Consider the following 22,231-nt stretch of genomic DNA (forward strand, 5'->3'; position numbering starts at 1 on the left):
GCCTATGACTTCCTGATCAGCGCGAGATACATCGCGTCCGTCCCGTGCAGGTGCGGCCAGAGCTGCACGTCCGGGCCGTTTCCGAGATCAGGCACGCCTGGGAACAGGTCCCGCGCGTCCTCGAGACGTGCGTCGTCCCTCTTCCCGAGTACGGCGTCCACCACGGCGCGGGTCTCGTCGGGATGCGGCGAGCAGGTGACGTAGGCCACCACGCCGCCCGGCCGGGTCGAGGTGATCGCCGAGTCGAGCAGGTCCTCCTGCAGAGGACGCAGATCCACGACGTCTTCCGGCGTACGACGCCAGCGAGCTTCCGGGCGACGGCGAAGCGCGCCGAGACCGCTGCACGGTACGTCCGCGAGCACCCGGTCGAACGAAGCGGCCGGCCAGGTCGGCTTGGTGCCGTCGCCGACCAGGACCTTGTGGTCGCCGGGGATCGCGCGCAGGTTGGCGCGGACGAGTTCGGCGCGATGCTTGAGCGGCTCGATGGCCGTCAGCTGTCCTTCACGCTGGTGAACGATCGCCGCGAGCAGAGCGGACTTCCCGCCCGGCCCGGCGCACAGGTCGAGCCACTTGGTGTCCTCACCATCGAGCGGTGCAGTCGCCAGGGCGGTCGCGACCAGCTGCGAGCCTTCATCCTGAACACCGGCCCGACCGGTGGCCACCGCGTGGATCCGCCCGGGATCACCGCCACCCTGCAACACAGCGGCGTACGGCGACCACCGAGCCCGCGAAGCACCGGCCTCGATCAGCTCGTCCACATCCGACAGGCCAGGCCGAGCCACCAACATCACCCGAGGCGGCTCGTTGTCGGCATCCAGCAACTCCTCGAGACCCTTGCCGTCCAAGGCCTCCGCGAACGCTTCGATGACCCAGCGCGGGTGTGCTTTGGCGATCGCCAGGTAGCCGAGGCGGTCCTCGTCGGCGGGCGGGGCGACAGCGCCGATCCACTGCTCGAGGGAGCGTTGACTGATCTTGCGAAGGACGGCGTTGACCAGGCCGCTGCGCTTCTGTCCGATCTCCGAGCGGGTCAGCGTGACCATCTCACTGACGGCGGCGTACGAGTCGACCCGCATCCGCAGCAGCTGATGTGTGCCCAGGCGAAGCAGGTCGAGGAGCTCCGGGTCCAGGTCGGCCAGTGGGCGTGACACGTTGCGTGCGAGGAAGGCGTCGTACGTGCCCTGCCAGCGCAGTGTGCCGTGCACGAGTTCGGTGCAGAACGCGGCGTCCCGGCCGCCGAGGCGTTGCTCGCGGAGCGCCTTGTTGAGCGCGAGGTTCGCGTACCCACCCTCGGAAGTCACCTGCCGGATGACCTGATAGGCGACCCGGCGAACCCGATCCGGCCGCCGCTGCGGCGCCCTATTGCGAGGCGAACGGTCACTCACGCCTCCACCTCGCTGGCGCTCGGCTCCGGCGTGAGCGACAACACTGCTCTGCAAATTGTTCGCTCGCTACGCTCGCTCACGTGGCCGGTCCCAGGCGGTCCTCATCGGTGAGGCGAACACCGCGGGCCCAGTCGGCCGCGGCCATCGGCTTCTTTCCCTGCGGCTGCACCGTCACCAGCTCAACCGCCTTGCTCCCGGTGCCGATCTTCACGCTCGACTTGGTGGCCTGAAGCTCACCAGGCTTCAGCTCCTCGTCGGTCCGCCGTACGGCGAGCACCTTCAACCGCTCACCGCGGAACGTCGTCCACGCGCCCGGCGCCGGGTTGCAACCGCGCACCAGCCGATCCACCCGCTGGGCCGGAGCACTCAGGTCCAGCTCGGCGTCCTCGACATTGATCTTCGGCGCCAGCGTGACACCGTCGGTGGGCTGCTCCCGCGCCTCGAGTACGCCGGCCTCGACCCCGTCCAGGGTGTCGACCAGCAACTTGGCCCCGGACTCGGCCAGCCGGGTGAGCAGATCACCGGCGGTGTCCTCGGGACCGATCGGCTCGGTCAGTACGCCGTACACCGGGCCGGCGTCGAGCGCCTTCACGATCCGGAACGTGCTCGCCCCGGTCACGTCGTCACCGGCGATGATCGAGTGCTGCACCGGCGCCGCACCCCGCCAGGCCGGCAACACCGAGAAGTGCAGGTTGATCCAGCCGTGCACCGGGATGTCCAACGCTGCCTGCGGCAACAATCCGCCGTACGCGACGACCGGGCAGCAGTCCGGCGCGATCTCGGTCAGCCGGGCCAGGAACTCGGGGTCACTCGGCTTGACCGGCTTGAGGACCTCGATCCCGAGCTCCTCGGCGAGCTGAGCGACCGGCGACGCGACCAGCTTGCGACCACGGCCGGCCGGCGCGTCCGGTCGGGTGACCACGGCAACCACTTCGTGGCGGCTGGCAACGATCGCCTTCAGTGCGGCGACAGCGGGTTCCGGCGTACCGGCGAAGACGACTCTCACAGACCAAAACCATTCATCGAGTGCGGTGACACCTTCACCTGCGGGACGCCGCCGAGACCGGACCAGTCCGCCTCACGGATCGCCTTCATCGCCTGTTTCCGGGTCTCGGTGTCGAGGCGGTCGACGAACAGGACGCCGTCCAGGTGGTCGGTCTCGTGCTGGATGCAGCGGGCCAGCAGGTCGGATCCTTCGATCACGATCTGGTCGCCGTACATGTTGAAGCCCTTGGCGATCACCGACTGGGCACGGCGGCAATCGAAGGTGAGGCCGGGGATGGACAGACAGCCCTCCGGGCCGAACTGCTCGTCCTCGGACAGGGTCAGCTCCGGGTTGACCAGGTGGCCGAGCTCGCCGTCGATGTGCCAGGTGAAGACGCGCAGACCGACACCGATCTGCGGCGCGGCCAGGCCCGAGCCGGGAGCAGCCTGCATGGTGTCGGTGAGGTCCTGGACCAGGCGGCGCAACTCGGCGTCGAAGTCGACGACCGGCTCAGCCTTGGTGGTCAGGATGGGGTCGCCGAACAGGCGGATGGGTGTGACCGACAACAGACTCTCCACAGCGTTCCACGGACCTGGACGTGGTCAGTCTAGTTGGGTGCGGCGGTGGGTCCCGGCCGGGAGGCCTCTCCACATTGTTGCCACAAGCACGTACTGTGGTCTCAGGCGTACCTACAGTCACTACCGTCACACGCCCAACGGGAGACCCAATGCCCACAGCAGCACGGGGGGCAACTCTGATCCTCCTGGGTGTCTTGCTTGCTCAGGCACCCCTCACCGCCGCCGCCTACGAGCCGCGCGACAGTACGACGTCCAGCACACCGACCACCGCGGTCCCCGCCGCCACCCCCTCAGCCGAGCCGATCGTCACCCCGACGCCCACCGAGACGCCGAGCCGGCCCGTCGCCGAGCCTCCGGCCGCCCGGTCATGGAGCGAGCTGGCGAAGCAGGTGACCGAGACCTCACCCGACAACGTCGAACTGCGGGCCGCGGACACCTCGACACAGGCTTCGTCGGTGATGCGGTGCTTCAAGCTCGAGGACGAGAACTACTGCCTGGGGCTGGGCTTCGTAGATCAGCTCCCGACTGGCGCTCAGGAGCAGGAGATGATGGCACCGCCGAGCCTGCGGGCCGATGGTGAAGTCGGCGTCGAGCAGGACATCCCGACCGGCGACCTCACTCCGCAGGCCTTTGTGGCGAACCGTACGACGATGCCGAAGAGCGCACGCCTGACCGCCGAACTGGACGAGATGCAGGACGCCTGGGCCGGCCGCGAGAAAGCCCGCTCGCTCCGGCTGCTCGACGCGTCCACCGAGACTCCCGCACCGAAGCCGACTCCAACCACACCGGCTCCGAGCACCACACCGACACCTAGCACGCCGACGCCCACGCCGACCCCGAGCACACCGACTCCCGTCGCGCCGGTGAAGTTGCCGGCGTCGTCGTACATCATGAAGGGGTTCCAGACCTCGCAGGAGAAGGGGTACTGGTGTGGGCCGGCGACGTTCCAGTCGATCGACTGGGCCGACGACAACCAGCGGGACACCCAGGCGTCCTGGGCCAAGGATCTCGGTACGACGACCTCCGGCACAGGCATCTCCGCGATGGTCAAGCAGACCAACCTGAAGACCAACTGGGACCTCGCGGCCGGGACCTACATCGTCCAGAACGTCGGCCACTGGAACGCGCAGAAGTTCTTCACCGTGCATCAGAACCACCTCGGCGACGGTCAACCGGCGCCGGTGATCGAGCACACCCAACTGCTGAAGCGCTACTTCCCCTACCTGGCCTTCAACCACAGCGGCCACTACCAGGTCGGCCGCGGATACGACCGGGCGAAGGGCACGATCGCGATCTACGAGGTGTTCAACGAGCGCCGGTTCAACAGCCGCGGCAACGTCACCGACGGCCCGAAGAACATCCCGGCGACCGCCCTGTTCAACGCGACCCTGGCCAACTCCTTCCAGAACATCGGCCTCTGACACCATGCGTCGTACACCCGTGGCGGCCGTCGCCGTCCTGCTGCTCGTCGCCGGCTGCTCCTCCACGGACAGCGGCACCAGTAGCCCATCCAGTACGCCGACCAGCCGCAGTACGACGCCCACACCGTCAGCGCCCACCGACACCGGTACGGCGCTGCCAGTGTGGACCAAGATGATGCGGCAACCGGTCGACGGGCTGCACCTGGTCACCCAGCAGCGGAAGTACCTCGTCACCCGCGGCAGCGACGAGGCGGGTACGACGACCATCACCGACCGGACGAGCAAGAAGGTCGTCGTCCGGCACATCCCGCCGGCCGGGTTCGTCGCCCAGTCGCCGGTCGTGATCGACGACCGATGGGCGCTGATCGAAGACATCCGGTCCGAGGGGCCGGACCCGGAGATCCGGGTGTACCGCTACGACCTGGCCACCGGCCGGCCGACGGACCTGGGCAAGCAGCTACCGAAGGTCTCCGAGCCGGAGATCGGCGCCTCCGATGGCACGTTCGCCTACAGCTCGACCGACGCCCGCAACCGGTCCTGCCTGATCATCGCCGAACTCGCGACGCTCGAGTCGCGGACCGTCGCCTGCGTGGCGAATCCCGGGTACGTCGCCGATCCGGTGGTGTCGGCGGACACGGTGACGTTCAGCGAGATCACCGCGCCGGAGACCTCTCGACGCTGCAAGCGCATCCTGACCGCCGCGCTGTCCGGCGGCCAACCGCGACCCGTGCCAGCGGCAACGAACTGCATCCAGTGGAGCGGCGCTTCCTTGCGCGGGGCAACGGTATGGTCCGAGGTCGGCGCGTCCGATCCGGACCAGTATCAGAGCAAGGCGTACGTCCGGGAGTCCGCCGACTCCCCCGCCCGCGCCCTCGGCGTGATCGTCACCGACACGATCATCTCCTGTGGCATCTGGATCCTCTGGGAAACCAGGACCGTCGACAACGGCAACGAGGCCTACCAGATCAACCGCTGGCGCCCCGGCCTCGAGCGTCCACAGCGCATCTACACCGGCAAACCAGGCACCGCGCTGACTCCCCTCACCTGCCAAGACAACACCCTCTACGTCGAGGCAGCCCAGCTAGCAACCACCCCGGCCTACACCGAAACCTTCTCCGCCCCAGCTACTTGAGCGGGAGGCCGCGGGCGCGGAGGTGCTTCCGTAGGGACGCCGCGTCGGTGAAGAGTTCGGCGTCGAGGCCGACTGTGCGGGCGCCGTCGACGTTGTGTTGGACGTCGTCGGTGTAGAAGGTGCGGGCCGCGTCCAGGTCGAACCGCTCCAGCAGGATGCGGTAGATCTTCTCGTCCGGCTTCGTGGTCTGCTCGACACCGGACACGACCTCGCCGTCGAACCCGGTCAGGATCGGGAACGTCTCCTTCGCGACCTCCCACTTCTCCGCCGAGAAGTTGGTCAGCGCGTACGTCGGGATGCCCAGCTCCCGCAGTTCGGTGACGACCGCGACGGTGTCCTCGAACAAGCCCTTCACCATCTTCAGCCAGCCGGTGTCGTACGCCTCGATCCACTCGGCGTGCTCGGGGTGCAGCGCGGTCAGCTCCGCGATCGCCTCCGCCCACGACCGGCCCGCGTCCTGCTGGTGGTTCCACTCCCGCGTCGTCACCTCGGTCAGGAACCGGGTCCGCTGCTGCTCGTCCGGGATCAGGTCGGCGTACAGATAGTCGGGGCTCCAGTCCAGCAGCACCCCACCGATGTCGAACACCACCACGTCGATCGTCCGCTCCGTCATGCCCGCAACCCTATGCGAACGGCGCCGCGGCCTTGACGGTCCGCAGAATCGGCACGGTCTCGAGAGCGGTGATGTGCTCGATGGCGCCGAGTCGCTTGGTCAGATAGGTGTGCAGGGCGTCGGGGCTTGCGCAGAGCGCCTGGGTGACGAGATTGGTACGGCCGGTGGTGGCGGCGACGAATCCGAGTTCGTCGTGCTCGGTCAGGGCCTGTCCGACCGCGTCGAGGTGCGCCGGCGGAACGGACAGCCAGAGCATCGCGCTGGTGGTGAAACCGAGCGCGCCGGGGTCGACATCCACGTCGAAGTAGATCGCACCGCTGTGCTGCAGTTCGTCGAGCCGCCGGGCGACGGTCGCAGTCGACCAGCCGGTGCGTACGGCGAGATCCGCAAGGGTGGCCCGCCCATCGTTGCCGAGAGCGGCGAGAAGCTTCCCGTCACCCGCGTCGAGCGCCCGAACCGGCCCACGACCGGCGTGGGGTCCGGCACCGGCGATCGGTCCAGAGCCGGCGGCCCCGGCCGCGGGGATCGGTCGGAGGGCCGCTTCCTGCGCGGGGGTCAGGCTCTTGGCCCGTCCACGCCAGGCGGTCGGACCGCCGACGTACATGTGCAGGAGGTGGTGCGCCGACACCGACGTGATGCCGGAGGTCCGCGGGATGTCGTGCAGGAGCAGGGTGTTCCCGTCGCTTGGGGTGGTGTGGACGATCGAGACGATCTCGGTCCCACCCGACGCCAGTTTGATCCAGCTCGTGTCGGGCCGGCGGGCGAGCGCCGCCGCGAGGTCCTGCGCTGCCTGCGGTGCCGCAGTCAATCGAACGAGCCACAGCGACCGACCGGCGACCTGCGGATCCGGCAGCCCGACCACCCGCAAAGCCGCCTCCGCCCGCAGCCGGTTGAACCGCCGCGCCACGGTCTGCGTCGACACCCCGATCACCTCGCCGATCCGGCTGTACGGCGCTCGTCCGTCCAGCTGCAGCGCGTGGATCAGGCCCCGGTCGATCTCGTCCAGCATGTGAAGATCATCGCGCGATCCCGGCTTGGATGGAAGATTTCTGCAGCTTGCACGATCTTTATGGAAGCTCAGACCACCCGACGCGATCGTTCTGGATATGACAAAGATGCGATGGGTAGGGCTGATCGCCCTGTTGGTGGCCGAGGCGATGAACTTGCTGGACGCCACGATCGTGCAGGTCGCTGCCCCTGTGATCCACGGTGATCTGGGCGGGCGCGCGGCGGACATCCAATGGTTCAGCGCGGCGTACACCCTGCCGTTCGCGGCCCTGCTGATCACCGGCGGCCGGCTCGGCGACCGCTTCGGCCGGCGCCGGATGTTCCAGCTCGGGGTCGCTGGATTCGTGCTGACCTCGACGATCTGCGCGCTGGCGACCCAGGCCGCCGTACTGATCGGCGCCCGGGCGATCCAAGGAGCCGCGGCGGCACTGGTGATCCCGCAGACGATCGGCTTGATCAAGAGCAGCTTCGACGGGCCGGAGCTGTCCAAGGCGCTGGGCACCATCGGCCCGGTGATGGGTCTGGCGGGGATCTCCGGTCCACTGCTCGGCGGCTTCATCACCGAGGTCAGCTCGTGGCGAGCCGTCTTTCTGGTCAACGTGCCGCAGGGCATCGGCGTACTGGCGCTGGCTCACCTCTTGCCCGAGTCGCGTGCACCTCGCCGACCCGGCCTCGACCTCGCCGGAACCGCTTTACTTGCTGCCGGTACGGGACTCGTCGTCTACCCGATCCTGCAGTCGCGGGACTGGATACTGCTGCCGATCGGCGCCATCGTCCTCGGCCTCACGGTCCTCCAGCAATCACGGTTGAAGAACCGGCTCGTCGAGTTGAGTCTGTTCCGGAATCACGGCTTCGGTGCTGCGTTGATCACGTCGACGCTGTTCTTCGCGGTGATGAGTGGGCTGACGCTGGTCGTCGTACTGCATCAGCAACTCACGCTCCACCACGGTGTGATGCGGTCCAGCCTCACGCTGCTGCCCTGGTCGGCCGTCTCCGGGATCACGTCTTGGTGCGCCGGGCGGTGGCTGATCCCGCGGTTCGGTTCGCGACTCATGTACGTCGGCCTCGCCGTGCTGCTCGTCGGAGTACTAGGAGCTCACGTCTGGTTGCTGCCCGCACTGGCCGTGTGCGGAGCCGGTGTCGGTCTCTTCACGACGGCCTTCTTCACGGAGGCGTTGCACCGCGTGCAGCCGCAGGAGACCGGGTCAGCGGCGGGGTTGCTCAACGCTGTTCAGCAGTTCGGTGGGACGCTCGGCGTCGCCGGGCTGGGCACGACCTTCCTGCACCACCCGGCGACACCGGATCGATCCTTCTGGGTCGCGACCGCGGTGATCGCAGCGACGGTCGCGACAGCTCACGTCATGCGGTCGCCGCGTTCGCGGCGGCTCGAGCGTGCAACGCCGGCGCCAGCGCGAACTGCCCGATGAAGATGACCACACCCAGCAGTGCGCAGCCGACCCAGGTCGCGGTCGGGCCGAGGTATTCGAGGGCGTTCGTCCCGGCCAGCGGCCCGACCACCGTGCCGATCCCGAAAGACATCCCGGACATGCCCATATACCCGCCGCGCAGGTCGACCGGAGCGAGGTCCGCGAACACCGCGCCGATCACCGCCGCGAACCCGATCTCCCCGATCGTCCACACGACGACCGACAGCCCGTAGCCCCACCAGTCGTGGACGACCGCGCCGAGTCCGAACCCGAGTCCGACGACCAGCATCGACACCGCCAGCAGCTTCGGCCGGTCGAACTTCGCCAGCCGCTTGCCGAGGAACGGCTGGACCAGCACGATCACCACCCCGTTGAGAGCGATCACCAGCCCGTACGTCGACGACGGGAGACCGTCATCCGCCATCGCCAGCGGCAACGTCGAGTAGCCCTGGAAGTAGATGGTGGCGTAGCCGATCTGGAGCAGGATCATCAACAGGAACACGGTGTCCCGGAGTGCGACCGGCAGCAGCGGTCGGCGCGAGGTGCCCTCGTCCAGGGCCGGTCGGCTCTCCGGCACCATCGTCCAGATCACCAGGCCGGCGATCACCGACGTACCGGCGTTCAGCCAGAAGAGCAGGCCGTAGCCGATCGACGCCAGCACACCCGCGCTGACGGTCGAGACGGAGAAGCCGAGGTTGATCGCCCAGAAGAGCAGGCCGTACGCGCGGACTCGCTCGCCCGGCTGCAGCATGTCGGCCACGGTCGCCGACACCGCCGGACGGAACAGGTCGCCGAGCAGACCGACCACGAATGCCGCGGCCCAGATCATCGCCATCGACCGGACCGAGCCCAGCAGGATGAGTGCGGCGGCGGTGCCGAAGAAGCACGTCAGCATGGTGACGCGGCGACCGACGCGGTCGGCCAGCCAGCCGCCGACGAGCTGCGACGCGACCGAACCGGCACCGACCGCAGCTGCGACGGCACCCGCCGTACCGGCCGAGAGGTGACGATCCTGGGTCAGGTACAGGACGAGGAACGGCTGGACGAAGCTGCCGAGGCGGTTGACCAGCTGGCAGACCCAGAGCGCCCAGAACGCCCGCGGCAGGGCGGGCGCGGGCGACTCGGCAACGGCGACAGAACTCATGAGGACAACACTCGGCGGCGGCCGTCCGATTGTCGACGATTAGGCAGAGGCCTAATCGGCTAGGGTGGGGAGGTGATCACGATCAGGTTGAACGCCGGTGACGTGGGCCGGATCCGGTTCGCGCTGTCGCCGGTGTGGGAGGCCGTGACCAGCGTGCGTGCGTTGAGCAACGACACCGCGCGCAGCGTGCACGGGCCGTGGTTGCAGAAGGTCCGGCCGTTCATCGACGGTCCGGACCTGACGTTGCTCAAGGCGCTCATCCCGGCAGACGGGTACATCCCCGACTTCATCACCCCGGCTCCGCCGCGGCGGTCGACCAGTCTGGAGTCCGGGCTGGCCACCATCGCCGCCACCCCGCACCACCTGGTGGTGGACGAGATCACCAAACTGCACCACGAGAATCCGCACCCGATGCTGCCGGATCTGATCGCTCATCCGGCCAAGGCCGTCGACCTGGTCACCGCCTCGCTGGAGACGTACTGGCGGCGGGCCATCGAGCCGGACTGGCGGCGGATGCGGTCCCTGCTGCAAGACGATCTGACCTTCCGGCTGGACGAGCTGGCGAGCGGCGGGATCGAGCGCCTGTTCCGCAATCTGCATCCGTCGTTGCGCTTCAGCGGCGACCGGATCGAGATCGAGCGGCCGTTCTGCTGCGACGGCGAGCCGATGGCCGGCCAAGGGGTGCTGCTGGTCCCCTGCGTGTTCGCCTGGCCGGTCGCGCTCGGGGTGACGGCGGCGCCGTACGTGCCGACGATCACCTACCCGCCGCGGGGTCTCGGGCGTCTGTGGGAGGACCGCCAGGACACGACGGATTCACCGCTCGCCGACCTGGTCGGGCGGACCCGCGCGGCGATCGTGAGTCACCTCGATCTGCCGATGTCGACCACCCATCTGGCCCACCAACTCGGGGTCTCCGCGCCGACCTTGAGCGTGCACCTCGGCATCCTGCGCAACGCCGGCGTGGTCGACTCACGCCGCGACGGCCGGGCCGTGCTCTACTACCGCACCGAGCTCGGTAGCCAACTGCTCACCGCTGCCACTCCTCTGGCTTCCACGGCCTAACCGAAGCTCGGCGGGTCCACCTGGACTCGGACCGAACCGGGATTCTTCTTTGCACTGCGGGCGGCCTGAGCCTCCTTCAACGCGCGGGCAAGGACCGACCCGGCGGCTCGAGGCGTCCGCACAACTGCTCGCACCGTCTCGTCGTCAACGTCCACCGGGCCAAGCACCTCCAACCCAGCGGTTGCCGGCAGCAACTGCCTGAGCCGGGCGATCAAATCGGTGACAGCCTCGGACGCACCAGTGAGCTCGGCCAGCTTCGCAGCCGGCGCCAGGCGAGCGGCCCGGCGTTCCTCGACCTCCCGGGCCGCGAAGCCCTCAGGACTCCAGCGGACGACCGCCTGCAACGGCAACGCGGACGGTTCGCCGACCAGGATGACGGCCCCATTCGCGCGGACCAACGCGGCCGCATTGAACCACCGTCGTACCGCCTCCTCCGGCGCACGAAGGTCAGGACGAGCGAGCATCAGCCAGGTGTCGAGCAAGAGCGCGGCGCTGTAGCCGCCTTCGGCAACCGGCTCGGCACCGGGTGTGCTGACGATCAGGGCCGGCTTGTCCGGTACGACGTCCAGGACGTTATCGCCCCCCGACGTACGCACGACCAATCCAGGAAACGCGCGCCCCAACTCCTCCGCCGTACGACGAGCGCCGACCACGGCAGCGCGCATCCGGGTGTCACCACACTCCGGGCACCGGTGATCTGTCGCCGGCCGGCCACAGATGCTGCAACTCGCCGGGCCGGCTCCCCCGGTCCGACGCAACGTCCCGCCGCACGTCGAACACCGCGAAGGAGCCCGGCAGGTCTGACACACGAGGCTCGGCAGATAGCCCGCCCGCGGCACCTGCACCAGCACGGGCCCCGACCGCAACCCCTCCCGCGCGATCTCGAACGCCCGATGCGGCAACCGCGCCGCCCGCGCCCCGGGATCACGCGCGAGATCGGTGTCCGACTCCCCCGCGATGTGCACCGCCGGAGCCGCCGCCCGGATCACCGTCCGGTCCGCGATCAACTCGGCCGCGAACCCGGACTCCAGCAGCGCCGCATCCTCCACCGATCGCGCGAACCCACCGAGCAACGCGGCACAGTTCTGCCGAAACGCCCGCAGCAGAAGGACTTCCCGGGCATGCGGATACGGCGCCCGCGGCTCGGCGTACGAGTCGTCGCCGTCGTCCCACACCGCGACCAGCCCGAGATTCGCCACCGGCGCGAACGCGGCCGCCCGCGTCCCGATCACCACCCGCGCACACCCACGCAGCGTCGCGAGGAAGGCCCGATAGCGAGCAGTCGGCCCGAGATCCGCCGACAGCGTGACGAACCCTCCTCCACCGAGCACCGCCGTACAGGCCGCCGCCAACCGCTCGAGATCACGCGCATCCGGCACGAGCAGCAACGCACCACGACCCGACGCCGCACACACCGCCGCGGCCTGCGCGAACGCGAGCGCCCAATCAGCCCCCGGTACGGCGGTCCAGATCGCGCGCGGCGACTCCGACCGAGCGACCGCATCGAGGAAGCCCGGCGGGTACGCCGACCATTCGGAGCGCGAGGTGGACAGCGGTGGCGGCGCGGGCTGGTCGCAGCGCAGCGGCTCACCCTCGACCTTCGCGTGCCGCGGCGGGACGGCGAGACGCGTGACGTCCGCGAAGACCCCGGCGTACCGGTCGGCGACGGCGCGACACAGTTCGGCGATCTCCGGCGTCAGCACCTGCTCGGGCGAGACGACCTTGCGGATCCGGGACAGCTTGCCGTCGTGCTCGGAGGACTCGAGCCGCTCCAGCACGAACCCGTCCAGATCCTTGCCGGCGAAGCGCACCTTGACCCGCGCCCCCGGCTGCGCGGCCTCGGCCACGTCGTCCGGGACCAGGTAGTCGAACGGGCGGTCCAGGTGCGGCAGCGACACGTCGACCGCGATCCGGGCCACCGGCAACGTCGACGTGATCCCGGCCGGTTCCTTCGTCCGGGACTTGCGAACGGTGTCCCGCAACAGCGTCAGCTGCTCAGCTGAGTCCCCGTTCGATGTCACCGGGAAACTCTAGTCCTCAGGAGCGACAGTCCGGGCGAAGACAGCGCCCGGCTGTGGACAAGCCACAGCCGGGCGCGCCGATCACTTGTTGATGGCTGCCTTCAGCTCCTCGACCCGGTCGGTCCGCTCCCAGGAGAAGTTCTCGCCGGTACGGCCGAAGTGGCCGTTCCGCGCGGTCTGGGCGTAGATCGGCCGGAGCAGGTCCAGGTCCCGGATGATCGCGGCCGGCCGGAGGTCGAAGACCTCGCGGACCGCGTCGCTGATCTGGTCCACCGGCACCTTCTCGGTCCCGAACGTGTCGACGTAGAAGCCGACCGGCGCGGCCTTGCCGATCGCGTACGCGACCTGGCACTCGACCCGGTCCGCCAGCCCGGCGGCGACGATGTTCTTGGCCACCCAGCGCATCGCGTACGCCGCCGACCGGTCCACCTTGGACGGGTCCTTGCCGGAGAACGCACCACCGCCGTGCCGCGACATCCCGCCGTACGTGTCGATGATGATCTTCCGGCCGGTCAGCCCGGCGTCGCCCATCGGGCCGCCGACCTCGAACCGCCCGGTCGGGTTCACCAGCAGCTTGTAGCCGTCCGACTCGATGTCGAACTGCTCGAGCACCGGGTCGACCACGTGCTTCTTGATGTCCGGGGTCAGCATCGAGTCCAGGCTGATGTCGGCCGCGTGCTGGCTGGACACCACCACGGTGTCGATCCGGACCGCCCGGTCACCGTCGTACTCGACCGTGACCTGGGTCTTGCCGTCCGGCCGCAGGTAGGCCATCGTGCCGTCCTTGCGGACCTCGGACAGCCGGGCGGACAACCGGTGCGCGATGGTGATCGGCAGCGGCATCAGCTCGGGCGTCTCGTTCGACGCGTAGCCGAACATCAGTCCCTGGTCGCCTGCCCCCTGCAGGTCCAGGACGTCCTGGGACGCGTCCGCGCGCGACTCGTACGCCGTGTCGACCCCCTGCGCGATGTCCGGCGACTGGCTGCCGATGGCCACGGTGACACCACAGGACGCGCCGTCGAACCCCTTCAGCGACGAGTCGTAGCCGATCTCCAGGATGCGTGCCCGCACGATCCCCGGAATGTCGACGTACGCCGTCGTGGTGACCTCACCCGCGACGACGACCAGCCCGGTGGTGACCAGGGTCTCGACCGCCACGCGGCTCTTCGGGTCCTCGGCCAGCAACGCGTCGAGGATGGAGTCGCTGATCTGGTCAGCGATCTTGTCCGGATGACCTTCGGTCACCGACTCGGACGTGAAAAGGCGCCTCGCCACAAGTTCTCCTCGGATTCCTCTTGTGCCGCGCGGCCTCGACCGCGCGATCCCCCCATGCACCGGCGGTTGGCGATGCATCTTCGAGAGTATGCCAGCAGTTTCCACCGGAGTCCCGGTGACGCTCCGAAATCATCCACTATCCGAGACTTGTGATCATATTCTGGACAATCTGTGGATTTCAGGCGTGCGGACCGACCGAGACGTCGCCCACGGTGAGCGAAGGGGTGCAGCCAAGGATGGCAGCCAACCGGTCCACCTCGGCGTCCAGCAGGCGCAGCCGGGTGCGGCTGAGTGAGGTCAGTGCCTCGACGGTGACCTGCAGCTTCCGGCCGGATTTCTTCTGGTGCCACACACCGGCGACCACGCCGTCGACCAGCAGCAGCGGGTAGTTGCCGGCCTGACCGCGCGCGAGTGCCCGGGTGAACGCCTTGCCGGGGAAGAGCAGCTCTCTCGGGAAGCTGCCGACGCCGTACGCGTCGAAGTACGGCAGCAGCCTGACACCACGGACCGGCTCGTCCGGGAACTCGTCGTCTCCGGGTGCGCACCAGGCAGGTTGGCCGTCGAGCTCGACCTGCGGCAGGCCATCGAAGTACGGCTTGACGAACCCGAGGCTGGTCTTGAGCCAGCGGGCGAACTGCTGCGGAGTCGCCGGGCCGTACGAGTACAGGTAGCTGTGGAGGAGTTCGGTGAACGCCTTCTCGGCAGGCAGCGGCTCGAACGGCTTGAGGCGATGCGGGTTCGAGTACGTCGTGTTGCGGCCGCGATTCGGTCCGTAGCAGAGGACACCGGCGTTGGCGGCGTCCGGAATCACCTGCCGCCAGCGTGGCCAGTTCCCCTGGAAGGCCTCCATGACCGGATCACCTGCCCATGAGCCTGTCCGCCGTACGACCTCCTCAGTCAGTTCGTCGACGGTCAGGTCGTCTGCGGCGAGCGCCTCACCGATGGCAGCGATCACCTCAGCGGTCTGCTCCGGCGTCATCCGCATCGGCTCGGGCCGCGGCGGACCGGGCGGCAGAGCCGACAGCGCACCGGTCCACATCGGCAGGTCCTCGAGCGGAAGCAGATGAACAGTGCCACGCGGCCCGAACGACTTCACGACCCCATCGGCCTGCTGGACCGTCTCCCTGGTCGCACCGTCAAGCCGGAGTGCGACAGACACCTCCCCCGCCGACAGCACCTGCGCATGCGCCCCACACATCGCCCGTACGACGTCCGCCGCCGAGCCAGCCGGGTTGTCTGCCAGGTGGTGCCGCCGCATCCGGCGAGCAACCACCGACCGCCAAGAGATCTCCATAGCTCCGACGCTAAAGCCAGAACCGGTCAGCTATTGACCGCTCCTCCCCCGGCACCATTTCAGGGGTCAACCCCCGAGGTTGTGGGTTGCGTGTCCAAAATACGGGTCCGCAACCCACCAGTTGAGGGGTTGACCCCTCAAATGGGACACGGCGCGGGGTGGTGGAGGCTGGGGCTGGGAGTGGGCGTTAGGGCCAGTGGCTGGCGACCAAGTTCCAGATCACGCCCGCCAAGGCGTCCTTGGAGCCCGACGGGACGGGGAGGGCGTTGCCGTCGCGGTCGAGGATGACGGCCTCGTTGTTGTCGCTGCCGAACACCTTGCCGCCGGAGACGTCGTTCACCACCAGCAGGTCGCAGCCCTTGCGCTCCAGCTTGGCCCGGCCGAGCTCGAGCACACTGTGCTCCGCGTCGCCGGTCTCGGCCGCGAACCCGACGATCACCTGGCCGGACCGGTTGCGGTCGTGCGAGATCGTCTGCAGGATGTCCGGGTTCTGCACCAGGTTGACCGCTGGGACCGAGCCGTCGGAGGTCTTCTTGATCTTGTGCTCGGCCACATCGGCCGGCCGGAAGTCGGCCGGGGCCGCCGCCATCACGATCGCGTCCGCGTCACCCGCGCGGCCGGTGATCTCGTCGTACAGATCCCTGGTGCTGGTCACCGGGACGACCTGGACACCGGCCGGGTCGGGCAGCTCGGAGTTGGCCGCGACCAGGGTCACCTTGGCGCCCCGGGCGGCGGCGATCCGGGCCAGCGCGTAGCCCTGCTTGCCGGACGAGGAGTTGCCGAGGTACCGGACCGGGTCGAGGTGCTCGCGGGTCCCGCCGGCGCTGATCAGGACGTGCTTGCCGGTCAGGTCGGCGACCGCCTGCCCGGCGGCCCGGGCGGCCTCGTCGGCGAGCATCAACTGGCTGATCGCGAAGATCTCGGACGGCTCGGGCAACCGGCCGCGACCGGTGTCGGTGCCGGTGAGGCGCCCGACCGCGGGGTCGAGGACAGTGATACCGCGGGACCGGAGCGTGGCCACGTTCGCCTGGGTGGCGGGGTGCTCCCACATCTCGGTGTGCATCGCGGCCGCGAACAGGATCGGGCAGCGAGCCGTGAGCAGCGTGTTCGTCAGCAGGTCGTCGGCCAGACCGTGCGCGGCCTTGGCGATCAGGTTGGCCGTGGCCGGGGCGACGACAACGAGCTCGGCCGCCTTGCCGATCCGGACGTGCGGGACCTCGTGCACGTCGTCGAACGGGTCAGCCGTCACCGGCTGTCCGGACAGCGCTGCCCAGGTCGCCGCGCCGACGAACTCCAGCGCCGCCGCGGTCGGCACCACCCGCACACTGTGCCCGGACTCGGTCAGCCGCCGCAGCAGATCACAGACCTTGTACGCCGCGATGCCGCCGCCGACTCCGAGGACGACGTTCGGGCGCGCCGACTGAGCGGTCTGCGCGGGAACGACAGAGTCCCCCGGGCCATGTATGGCTCCGGGGGTCTGGTCACCGGTTGCGGACATCAGCTGACCCCGTTCCCGGTCGTCATCGCGACTGAGTTAGGCGGACTTCTCCGCGGCAGCGGCTTCCGCCTCGGCCTCGGGGTCGATGTCGGTGCAGGTCAGCACGCCCTCGTTGATCTCGCGCATCGCGATCGACAGCGGCTTCTCCTGGACGTGGGTCTCGACCAGCGGACCGACGTACTCCAGCAGGCCCTCGCCGAGCTGCGAGTAGTACGCGTTGATCTGCCGCGCCCGCTTGGCCGAGTACAGCACCAGCTTGTACTTGGAGTCGGTGTGGGTGAGCAGGTCGTCGATCGGCGGGGAGGTGATGCCGATGGCGACTGGTTCCTTGGCAGACAAGTTCAGCTCTTTCCAGGGATGTGGGGTGATCGGATCAACTTTACCAACTGATCGGCGGCTTCCCGAACCGAGGCGTTCACGATCGTCACGTCGAACTCCTTCTCGGCGGCCAGTTCGAGCGTCGCGGTCTCCAGCCGGCGCTCCCGCTCCTCGGCCGTCTCGGTGCCGCGGAAGACCAAACGCCGTACCAGCTCGTCCCAGCTCGGCGGGGCGAGGAAGACGAACTGCGCCTGCGGCATCGTCTCGCGGACCTGGCGGGCACCCTGCAGGTCGATCTCGAGCAGCGCCGGCCGGCCCTCGGCGAGCTTGTCCAGCACCGGCTGCTTCGGCGTACCGTACCGGGCTGCCTTGTGGACGACGGCCCACTCGAGCAGCTCGCCGTCGGCGATCATCCGGTCGAACTCCTGGTCGGACACGAACAGGTAGTGCACCCCGTGCACCTCGTTCGGCCGGGGCTTGCGGGTCGTCGCCGACACCGAGATCCAGATGTCCGGGTACCGCTCGCGAATGTCCGCGGCCACCGTGCCCTTGCCGACCGCGGTCGGCCCGGCCAGCACGGTCAGCTGGGCGATCCCGCCGCCCGAGGTGCGTGGCGGGTCCTGCCGCGGAGCCATCGTCTCGTCCGTCCTGTGCGTGGTCATGTTCACACCAGTGTCCAACGAGCCGGCCAGGGTTTCGGTCTGGCTCACTCGGCGAATTCGCGTTCGAGGGCGGCGATCTGGTTCGAGCCGAGGCCGCGCACCCGCCGCGTCTCCGAGATCCCCGCGCGTTCCATGATCTGCTGGGCGCGGACCTTGCCCACGCCAGGGATGCACTGCAGCAGCGCACTGACCCGCATCTTGCCGATCACGTCGTTGGTCTGCCCCTCGTGGAGCACCTCCGTCGGAGACGCTCCCGAGTGCCGGATCCGGTTCTTGATCTCGGCTCGTTCACGCCGCGCCGCCGCGGCCTTGTCCAGAGCCGCCGCTCGCTGCTCCGGGGTCAAAGAAGGAAGTGGCACCGTTTCACCTGTCCCGTTGTATGGCTTCGCAAGGGAACCTAACACGGGTTCGGGCAGGTCACGGCGCAGGAGCCGCGCAGGTTGCGCAGTCTGCCCCGCGAGGCAGGGGAATCGATCGTTCAAGTCTCAGTTCAGCTGCGGGACGTCGACCTTGCAGGAGTCCTTCGCGTGGGTGGTGATCGTCTTGTACGCCGTCATCACACTGCCGGTCTGCTTGCTCAGGCGAGCCAACTCGACACTGTCCGTGCCCGCTGCTTTGGCCTTCTCGGCGAACGCGACCACGACACCCCAGTCGTCCTTCACCTCGGCCGGCGCGGAGCCCTGCAGCTTCTTCGCGTCCTCGAGGATCTTGGTGTAGTCCGCCGGGTTCTGCGGGTCCACGTTGACCGCGCCGGCGGCGTACCCGGCCAGGTCGACGCAGTAGGCCTGCTCTTCGGTGCAGGCGGTCAGGCTGGCGGTGCCGGCGATCAAGGTCGCGGCGACGGCGAGTGTGCGCTTCACAGCTCTCATCCTCGGGGGTCGGGAGAGGTCGGTCCTCGGGGGTGGTGCTGTCTGCGACGCTACAGCTCGTGACCAAAAGATCCGAAACGCCCACTTTCCCGTTCGGGCTTGCCCCCTGAGCTGGAGGGTTGCCCCCTCGGATTCTCAGTGGGCAACCCCCGAGCTGAGTGGATGCCCACTCAGCTCGGGGGTTCGCGCGGTGGGGGACGGCCCGGTGCGGGTCAGGCGTCGAGGTCGAGCTTGCAGGTGTCTTTGGCCTGCTTGCTGATCGCCTGGGCGGCCGGGGCGACCTTCTCGGCCTCGTTCTTCGACAGCTCGGACAGCTTGCCGGTGTCACCCTTGGCCTCCGCGGCCTTCTCCGCGAAGTCGATGATGATCTTCCAGTCGTCCTTCAGGTCGTCCGGCGCGGACTTGGACACCTTCTTGGCCTCGCCGAGCATCTTGTTGACGGCGTCGGCGTCCTTGATGTCGAGGCCCTTGCTCGCCTCGGCATAGTTCTTCAGCTCGCCGCAGTAGTCGCCGCCCGAGCACGCCGTCAGCGTACCGACGCTCATTGTCACTACCGCCGCGAGGGCCGCAACCTTACGCAAATCCGTTCCTTACTCTTCCGCGGGAAGACCGTCGCTCCCCGTCGAACCGCCACCTTTCCGAACCGCGGGGTCAAGATCGGGCCGGCCACGCCGTGAAGAACGTCGCATCGAGAGACTGGAACCGCGCCGTGATGTCCCGCGTCGCCCGGCCGACAAGGCCACCGCGTTGGCGCTCACGATCACCCCGATGGCGATCCATTCGAACTGCCCCAGGCGCTGGTCGAGGACCACGAGGCCGACGAGCGCGGCGAGGACCGGGTTGACGCTCATGAAGACACCGAAGAACTGCGCCGACACCCGCCGCAGGCTGAGTAGATCGACGAGGAACGGTACGGCGGATGACAGCACGCCGGCCGCAACGGCGTACGCGAGGGCCGCAAGTGTCGGCGGGTGATGCCAAAGCACCACGATGCCGATAGGTACGTAGGCCAGCCCGGACACCGCGGCGGCGGCTCCCACGCCCTGTACGCCGGGGAGCTCCCGGCCGATGCGACGGTTGAGCAGGATGTAGCAGGCCCAGCAGAGAGCGGCCAGCAAGCCCAGTCCGACGCCGAGGTAGTCCGTGGTCGCCTGCGGCCGGGTCAGCACCACGACAGCGGGCGCCACGGCGAGGGCACAGACGAGGTCGATCAACCGCCGCGAACCCAGCAACGCGACCGCCAACGGCCCCAGGAACTCCAACGTCACCGCCAGACCGAGCCCCACCCGATCGATTGCCGTGTACAACGAAAGGTTCATCACGGCGAACACCGCCGCCAACCCAAGCACCAGTCGCCACTGCCGCGCCGTCAGCTCCCGCAACCTCGGCCGCCCAACCGCAACCAGCACCACCCCAGCCACCCACTGCCGAACCGCCACCACCCCCACCGGCCCAACCACCGGAAACGCCAAGGTCCCCACCGCAGCCCCCACCTGCGTAGACAACCCAGTCCCCAACATCATCAACACCGCAACCAACCGCCCCGCGCGTGCAGGATCGACAGGTTGTGTCGAGAGGTCTGGCCGCGGTGCGGCCGAGGTCGTCGTCATGTCACGAGCGTGCGATCGGTGACGGCTCAGGCAAAATGCACTGACGCGACCATCTATACGCTGGGGTTATGGATGTGGAGCTCAGGCAGTTGCGGTGTCTGGTGGCTATTGCGGATGCGGGGACGTTTACGGATGCGGCGATCGAGCTTGGGGTGTCGCAGGCGGCGGTGTCGCGGAATCTGCTGGCGCTGGAGCAGCGGCTCGGGGTTCGGTTGTTGTATCGAACCAGCCGGACGATCACGCCGACGACCGCGGGCACCCAGGTGCTGGCGCGGGCTCGGCAGGTGCTGGCCGAGGTGGACGAGTTGGTGCGGGAGGCAACAACCGGGCACACGCGGCTGCGGGTCGGGCACGCGTGGTCGGCGGCGGGACGGCACACGGCCGAGTTCCAGCGACGCTGGGCCGCCGAGCATCCGGAGATCGAGCTACAACTCGTGCGCACCAACACGGCCACCGGCGGACTGGCCGAAGGCCTCTGCGATCTGGCCATCGTCCGAACGCAGGTCGACACCAGACGCTTTGCCCACGCGACGATCGCTCAGGAACGCAGGTACTGCGCTTTGGCCGCAGACGACCCCCTGGCGAAGAAGCGCTCTCTCACCCTCGGCCAACTCCACGACCGCACCATCGCGATCGACCGCCGTACCGGAAGTACCACGGCCGATCTCTGGCCCGAGGACGCACGGCCGACGTTCGAGTACTCCCAGGACGTCGACGACTGGCTCGCCACCATCGCATCCGGACGCTGCGTCGGCCTGACCCCGCATGCGACCGTCACGCAGTACCGCCGCGACGGAATCGCCTACCGCCCGGTCCGCGACGCTCCTCCGGTCGACGTCCACCTCATCTGGCACCGCCAGGACCCGCACCCCGCGACCCAGGCCGCCGTCACCCTCCTGACCGACCTCTACCAGGGCGACTAGTCGAACAGCGCGACCACTTGCCGGCGGTCACGCGCGGCCCACAGCACGTTCCGGATCTGGTCGATCCCGCCGATCGGCCAATGGTCGGCGATCCGCCGTACCTCCGGATCCTTGATCTCGGCAACCAACGCACCCGGGAAGTCACCCCAGACCACCTTGAACGGCCGGTCCCACAGCTGCTCCACCCCGACCGTCACCGGAGCAGTGATCCGCAAAGCGTTGTGCACCCCCGCCACACCCGAGTACGCCGCCATCAACGCCTCCTCGCGTTCCTGCCACGACTCGGCCCGCAGCACCTTCCAGAACAGCGGCGACAACTCAGCAGCGCAGGCCAGCCGAGAGAACGCAGTCCCGAACCACTTCGAGTACGGCGCATACTCTCGCTCCATCAGGAAGCACAGCCGCATCAGGTCGTGTACGAGCTGCGACCCGATCAACGCCGACCCGAGCTCATCCCCCACGAACCCGGCGCGGCCGGCCAGATTCACCTCCGGGTGCACCCGCCACCACGCCGCCACCTGCAGATAGAGCCATACGTCGCGAGGATAGTAGGCGAGCCGGTCGCGGACCGCCGTCAGCCCGACCTCGTCGTGGAAGACCTCCCCCGCGGTGACCATCCGCAGGTTCTGCTCCGGGAAGGTGAACCAGTCCCGCGCCGCGATCTCACTCTCCACATCGAAGTCCAACTGCTCCAGGAAGTACCCCCGGACCGTGTGCACCCCGTACTGCGTCGCCCGATCCGCGAACTCCGACGGCACGTCCCGGCGCAGTGCCTCGTCGAGCGCGGCACCGTGCCGGGTCCGGTCCTCCTTGCGCAGGAACAGCTCGACCCGAGGCTCCCAGTTGTGATCCCCCGACATCTCGTCGTCGAAGCCGAGCACCTCCGAGCCCCGGCCGAGCAACGCCGCGGCATAGGGCAACTCCGGGAACGATGCCTCGAACACAGGTCGGACCGCCTCGGTGTAGAACCGCCGGCTCAACTCCAGGCCGGAGACGAAAGCACCCATAC

General features: G+C 68.7%; 22 protein-coding genes. 5 read left to right on the plus strand and 17 right to left on the minus strand.

Annotation, left to right across the window (positions count from 1 at the left end):
- Window positions 1-2: 2 nt before the first annotated feature.
- The 3 genes from V9K99_RS27935 to def all read right to left on the minus strand — a co-directional run bounded on the left by V9K99_RS27935 (window position 3) and on the right by def (window position 2,933).
- A complete protein-coding gene (locus V9K99_RS27935) occupies window positions 3-1,382 on the minus strand; it encodes an RsmB/NOP family class I SAM-dependent RNA methyltransferase (RefSeq protein WP_337006766.1) in 1,380 nt (459 codons plus the stop codon).
- Window positions 1,383-1,458: 76 nt separating this feature from the next.
- On the minus strand, window positions 1,459-2,388 hold the full coding sequence (gene fmt / locus V9K99_RS27940; RefSeq protein ID WP_337006768.1) for a methionyl-tRNA formyltransferase: 930 nt from the start codon (window positions 2,386-2,388) through the stop codon (window positions 1,459-1,461).
- Window positions 2,385-2,933 carry a peptide deformylase gene (gene def / locus V9K99_RS27945; protein ID WP_337006770.1) on the minus strand — a complete coding sequence of 183 codons (549 nt, stop codon included), beginning with the start codon at window positions 2,931-2,933 and terminating at the stop codon, window positions 2,385-2,387. The genes fmt and def overlap by 4 nt, the downstream gene beginning before the upstream one ends.
- A 161-nt stretch (window positions 2,934-3,094) precedes the next feature.
- Between def and V9K99_RS27950 the strand changes: the two genes are divergently transcribed.
- Window positions 3,095-4,366: a C39 family peptidase gene (locus tag V9K99_RS27950; RefSeq protein ID WP_337006771.1), complete on the plus strand. Its 1,272-nt coding sequence runs from the start codon at window positions 3,095-3,097 to the stop codon at window positions 4,364-4,366.
- 4 nt (window positions 4,367-4,370) lie between these two features.
- Window positions 4,371-5,498, plus strand: a complete 1,128-nt coding sequence (locus V9K99_RS27955) for a hypothetical protein (RefSeq protein ID WP_337006772.1) — start codon at window positions 4,371-4,373, stop codon at window positions 5,496-5,498.
- Here the strand turns inward: V9K99_RS27955 and V9K99_RS27960 are convergent.
- Entirely contained in the window at window positions 5,491-6,111 is a 621-nt protein-coding gene (locus V9K99_RS27960) for an HAD family hydrolase (RefSeq protein WP_337006773.1), read from the minus strand. The genes V9K99_RS27955 and V9K99_RS27960 overlap by 8 nt on opposite strands.
- A 10-nt stretch (window positions 6,112-6,121) precedes the next feature.
- A complete protein-coding gene (locus tag V9K99_RS27965) occupies window positions 6,122-7,120 on the minus strand; it encodes an Lrp/AsnC family transcriptional regulator (protein ID WP_337006774.1) in 999 nt (332 codons plus the stop codon).
- Window positions 7,121-7,217: 97 nt separating this feature from the next.
- Here V9K99_RS27965 and V9K99_RS27970 point away from each other — a divergent pair, with 97 nt between their 5' ends.
- Complete coding sequence (locus V9K99_RS27970) at window positions 7,218-8,546, plus strand: MFS transporter (RefSeq protein ID WP_337006775.1); 1,329 nt, start codon at window positions 7,218-7,220, stop codon at window positions 8,544-8,546.
- Here V9K99_RS27970 and V9K99_RS27975 read toward each other — a convergent pair.
- Entirely contained in the window at window positions 8,479-9,690 is a 1,212-nt protein-coding gene (locus tag V9K99_RS27975) for an MDR family MFS transporter (RefSeq protein ID WP_337006777.1), read from the minus strand. The two genes, V9K99_RS27970 and V9K99_RS27975, sit on opposite strands and share 68 nt — an antisense overlap.
- Window positions 9,691-9,762: 72 nt before the next feature.
- Between V9K99_RS27975 and V9K99_RS27980 the strand changes: the two genes are divergently transcribed.
- Window positions 9,763-10,752, plus strand: coding sequence for an ArsR/SmtB family transcription factor (locus V9K99_RS27980; protein ID WP_337006779.1), 990 nt, complete (start codon window positions 9,763-9,765; stop codon window positions 10,750-10,752).
- Here V9K99_RS27980 and V9K99_RS27985 read toward each other — a convergent pair.
- The 10 genes from V9K99_RS27985 to V9K99_RS28030 form a co-directional block, all read right to left on the minus strand.
- Window positions 10,749-12,773 (minus strand): primosomal protein N', encoded by a 2,025-nt coding sequence (locus tag V9K99_RS27985; protein ID WP_337006780.1) that lies wholly within the window; start codon window positions 12,771-12,773, stop codon window positions 10,749-10,751. The two genes, V9K99_RS27980 and V9K99_RS27985, sit on opposite strands and share 4 nt — an antisense overlap.
- 81 nt (window positions 12,774-12,854) lie before the next feature.
- Complete coding sequence (metK, locus tag V9K99_RS27990; RefSeq protein WP_337006781.1) at window positions 12,855-14,048, minus strand: methionine adenosyltransferase; 1,194 nt, start codon at window positions 14,046-14,048, stop codon at window positions 12,855-12,857.
- Between the two features lie 178 nt (window positions 14,049-14,226).
- A complete protein-coding gene (locus V9K99_RS27995; RefSeq protein WP_337006783.1) occupies window positions 14,227-15,342 on the minus strand; it encodes a winged helix DNA-binding domain-containing protein in 1,116 nt (371 codons plus the stop codon).
- A gap of 187 nt (window positions 15,343-15,529) precedes the next feature.
- Window positions 15,530-16,840 (minus strand): bifunctional phosphopantothenoylcysteine decarboxylase/phosphopantothenate--cysteine ligase CoaBC, encoded by a 1,311-nt coding sequence (gene coaBC / locus V9K99_RS28000; RefSeq protein ID WP_337006785.1) that lies wholly within the window; start codon window positions 16,838-16,840, stop codon window positions 15,530-15,532.
- 36 nt (window positions 16,841-16,876) lie between these two features.
- Complete coding sequence (gene rpoZ, locus V9K99_RS28005; RefSeq protein WP_337006787.1) at window positions 16,877-17,179, minus strand: DNA-directed RNA polymerase subunit omega; 303 nt, start codon at window positions 17,177-17,179, stop codon at window positions 16,877-16,879.
- 2 nt (window positions 17,180-17,181) lie between these two features.
- Window positions 17,182-17,793, minus strand: a complete 612-nt coding sequence (gene gmk, locus V9K99_RS28010) for a guanylate kinase (protein ID WP_337006967.1) — start codon at window positions 17,791-17,793, stop codon at window positions 17,182-17,184.
- Window positions 17,794-17,864: 71 nt separating this feature from the next.
- Window positions 17,865-18,179: an integration host factor, actinobacterial type gene (gene mihF / locus V9K99_RS28015; protein ID WP_132320042.1), complete on the minus strand. Its 315-nt coding sequence runs from the start codon at window positions 18,177-18,179 to the stop codon at window positions 17,865-17,867.
- 126 nt (window positions 18,180-18,305) lie between these two features.
- The gene (locus tag V9K99_RS28020) at window positions 18,306-18,680 is read right to left on the minus strand and encodes a hypothetical protein (protein WP_337006794.1); all 375 of its coding nucleotides are present in this window, start codon (window positions 18,678-18,680) and stop codon (window positions 18,306-18,308) included.
- Between the two features lie 221 nt (window positions 18,681-18,901).
- Window positions 18,902-19,234, minus strand: coding sequence for a hypothetical protein (locus V9K99_RS28025; protein WP_337006796.1), 333 nt, complete (start codon window positions 19,232-19,234; stop codon window positions 18,902-18,904).
- 45 nt (window positions 19,235-19,279) lie between these two features.
- Window positions 19,280-20,128 (minus strand): EamA family transporter, encoded by an 849-nt coding sequence (locus V9K99_RS28030; RefSeq protein ID WP_337006797.1) that lies wholly within the window; start codon window positions 20,126-20,128, stop codon window positions 19,280-19,282.
- 239 nt (window positions 20,129-20,367) lie between these two features.
- Here V9K99_RS28030 and V9K99_RS28035 point away from each other — a divergent pair, with 239 nt between their 5' ends.
- Complete coding sequence (locus tag V9K99_RS28035) at window positions 20,368-21,222, plus strand: LysR family transcriptional regulator (RefSeq protein WP_337006799.1); 855 nt, start codon at window positions 20,368-20,370, stop codon at window positions 21,220-21,222.
- Here the strand turns inward: V9K99_RS28035 and V9K99_RS28040 are convergent.
- Complete coding sequence (locus tag V9K99_RS28040) at window positions 21,219-22,229, minus strand: DUF4037 domain-containing protein (protein WP_337006801.1); 1,011 nt, start codon at window positions 22,227-22,229, stop codon at window positions 21,219-21,221. The two genes, V9K99_RS28035 and V9K99_RS28040, sit on opposite strands and share 4 nt — an antisense overlap.
- Between the last annotated feature and the right edge of the window lie 2 nt (window positions 22,230-22,231).

The sequence above is a fragment of the Kribbella sp. CCNWLW201 genome, assembly GCF_037203805.1.
Taxonomy (GTDB): Bacteria; Actinomycetota; Actinomycetes; order Propionibacteriales; family Kribbellaceae; genus Kribbella.

Bases quoted from the DNA above. Each gene is read 5' to 3' on its own strand.
- V9K99_RS27950 (WP_337006771.1), top strand. From the start codon at position 3,095: ATGCCCACAGCAGCACGGGGGGCAACTCTGATCCTCCTGGGTGTCTTG.
- V9K99_RS27955 (WP_337006772.1), top strand. From the start codon at position 4,371: ATGCGTCGTACACCCGTGGCGGCCGTCGCCGTCCTGCTGCTCGTCGCC.
- V9K99_RS27960 (WP_337006773.1), bottom strand. From the start codon at position 6,111: ATGACGGAGCGGACGATCGACGTGGTGGTGTTCGACATCGGTGGGGTG.
- V9K99_RS27965 (WP_337006774.1), bottom strand. From the start codon at position 7,120: ATGCTGGACGAGATCGACCGGGGCCTGATCCACGCGCTGCAGCTGGAC.
- V9K99_RS27970 (WP_337006775.1), top strand. From the start codon at position 7,218: ATGACAAAGATGCGATGGGTAGGGCTGATCGCCCTGTTGGTGGCCGAG.
- V9K99_RS27975 (WP_337006777.1), bottom strand. From the start codon at position 9,690: ATGAGTTCTGTCGCCGTTGCCGAGTCGCCCGCGCCCGCCCTGCCGCGG.
- V9K99_RS27995 (WP_337006783.1), bottom strand. From the start codon at position 15,342: ATGGAGATCTCTTGGCGGTCGGTGGTTGCTCGCCGGATGCGGCGGCAC.
- coaBC (WP_337006785.1), bottom strand. From the start codon at position 16,840: ATGTCCGCAACCGGTGACCAGACCCCCGGAGCCATACATGGCCCGGGG.
- gmk (WP_337006967.1), bottom strand. From the start codon at position 17,793: ATGGCTCCGCGGCAGGACCCGCCACGCACCTCGGGCGGCGGGATCGCC.
- V9K99_RS28025 (WP_337006796.1), bottom strand. From the start codon at position 19,234: ATGAGCGTCGGTACGCTGACGGCGTGCTCGGGCGGCGACTACTGCGGC.
- V9K99_RS28035 (WP_337006799.1), top strand. From the start codon at position 20,368: ATGGATGTGGAGCTCAGGCAGTTGCGGTGTCTGGTGGCTATTGCGGAT.
- V9K99_RS28040 (WP_337006801.1), bottom strand. From the start codon at position 22,229: ATGGGTGCTTTCGTCTCCGGCCTGGAGTTGAGCCGGCGGTTCTACACC.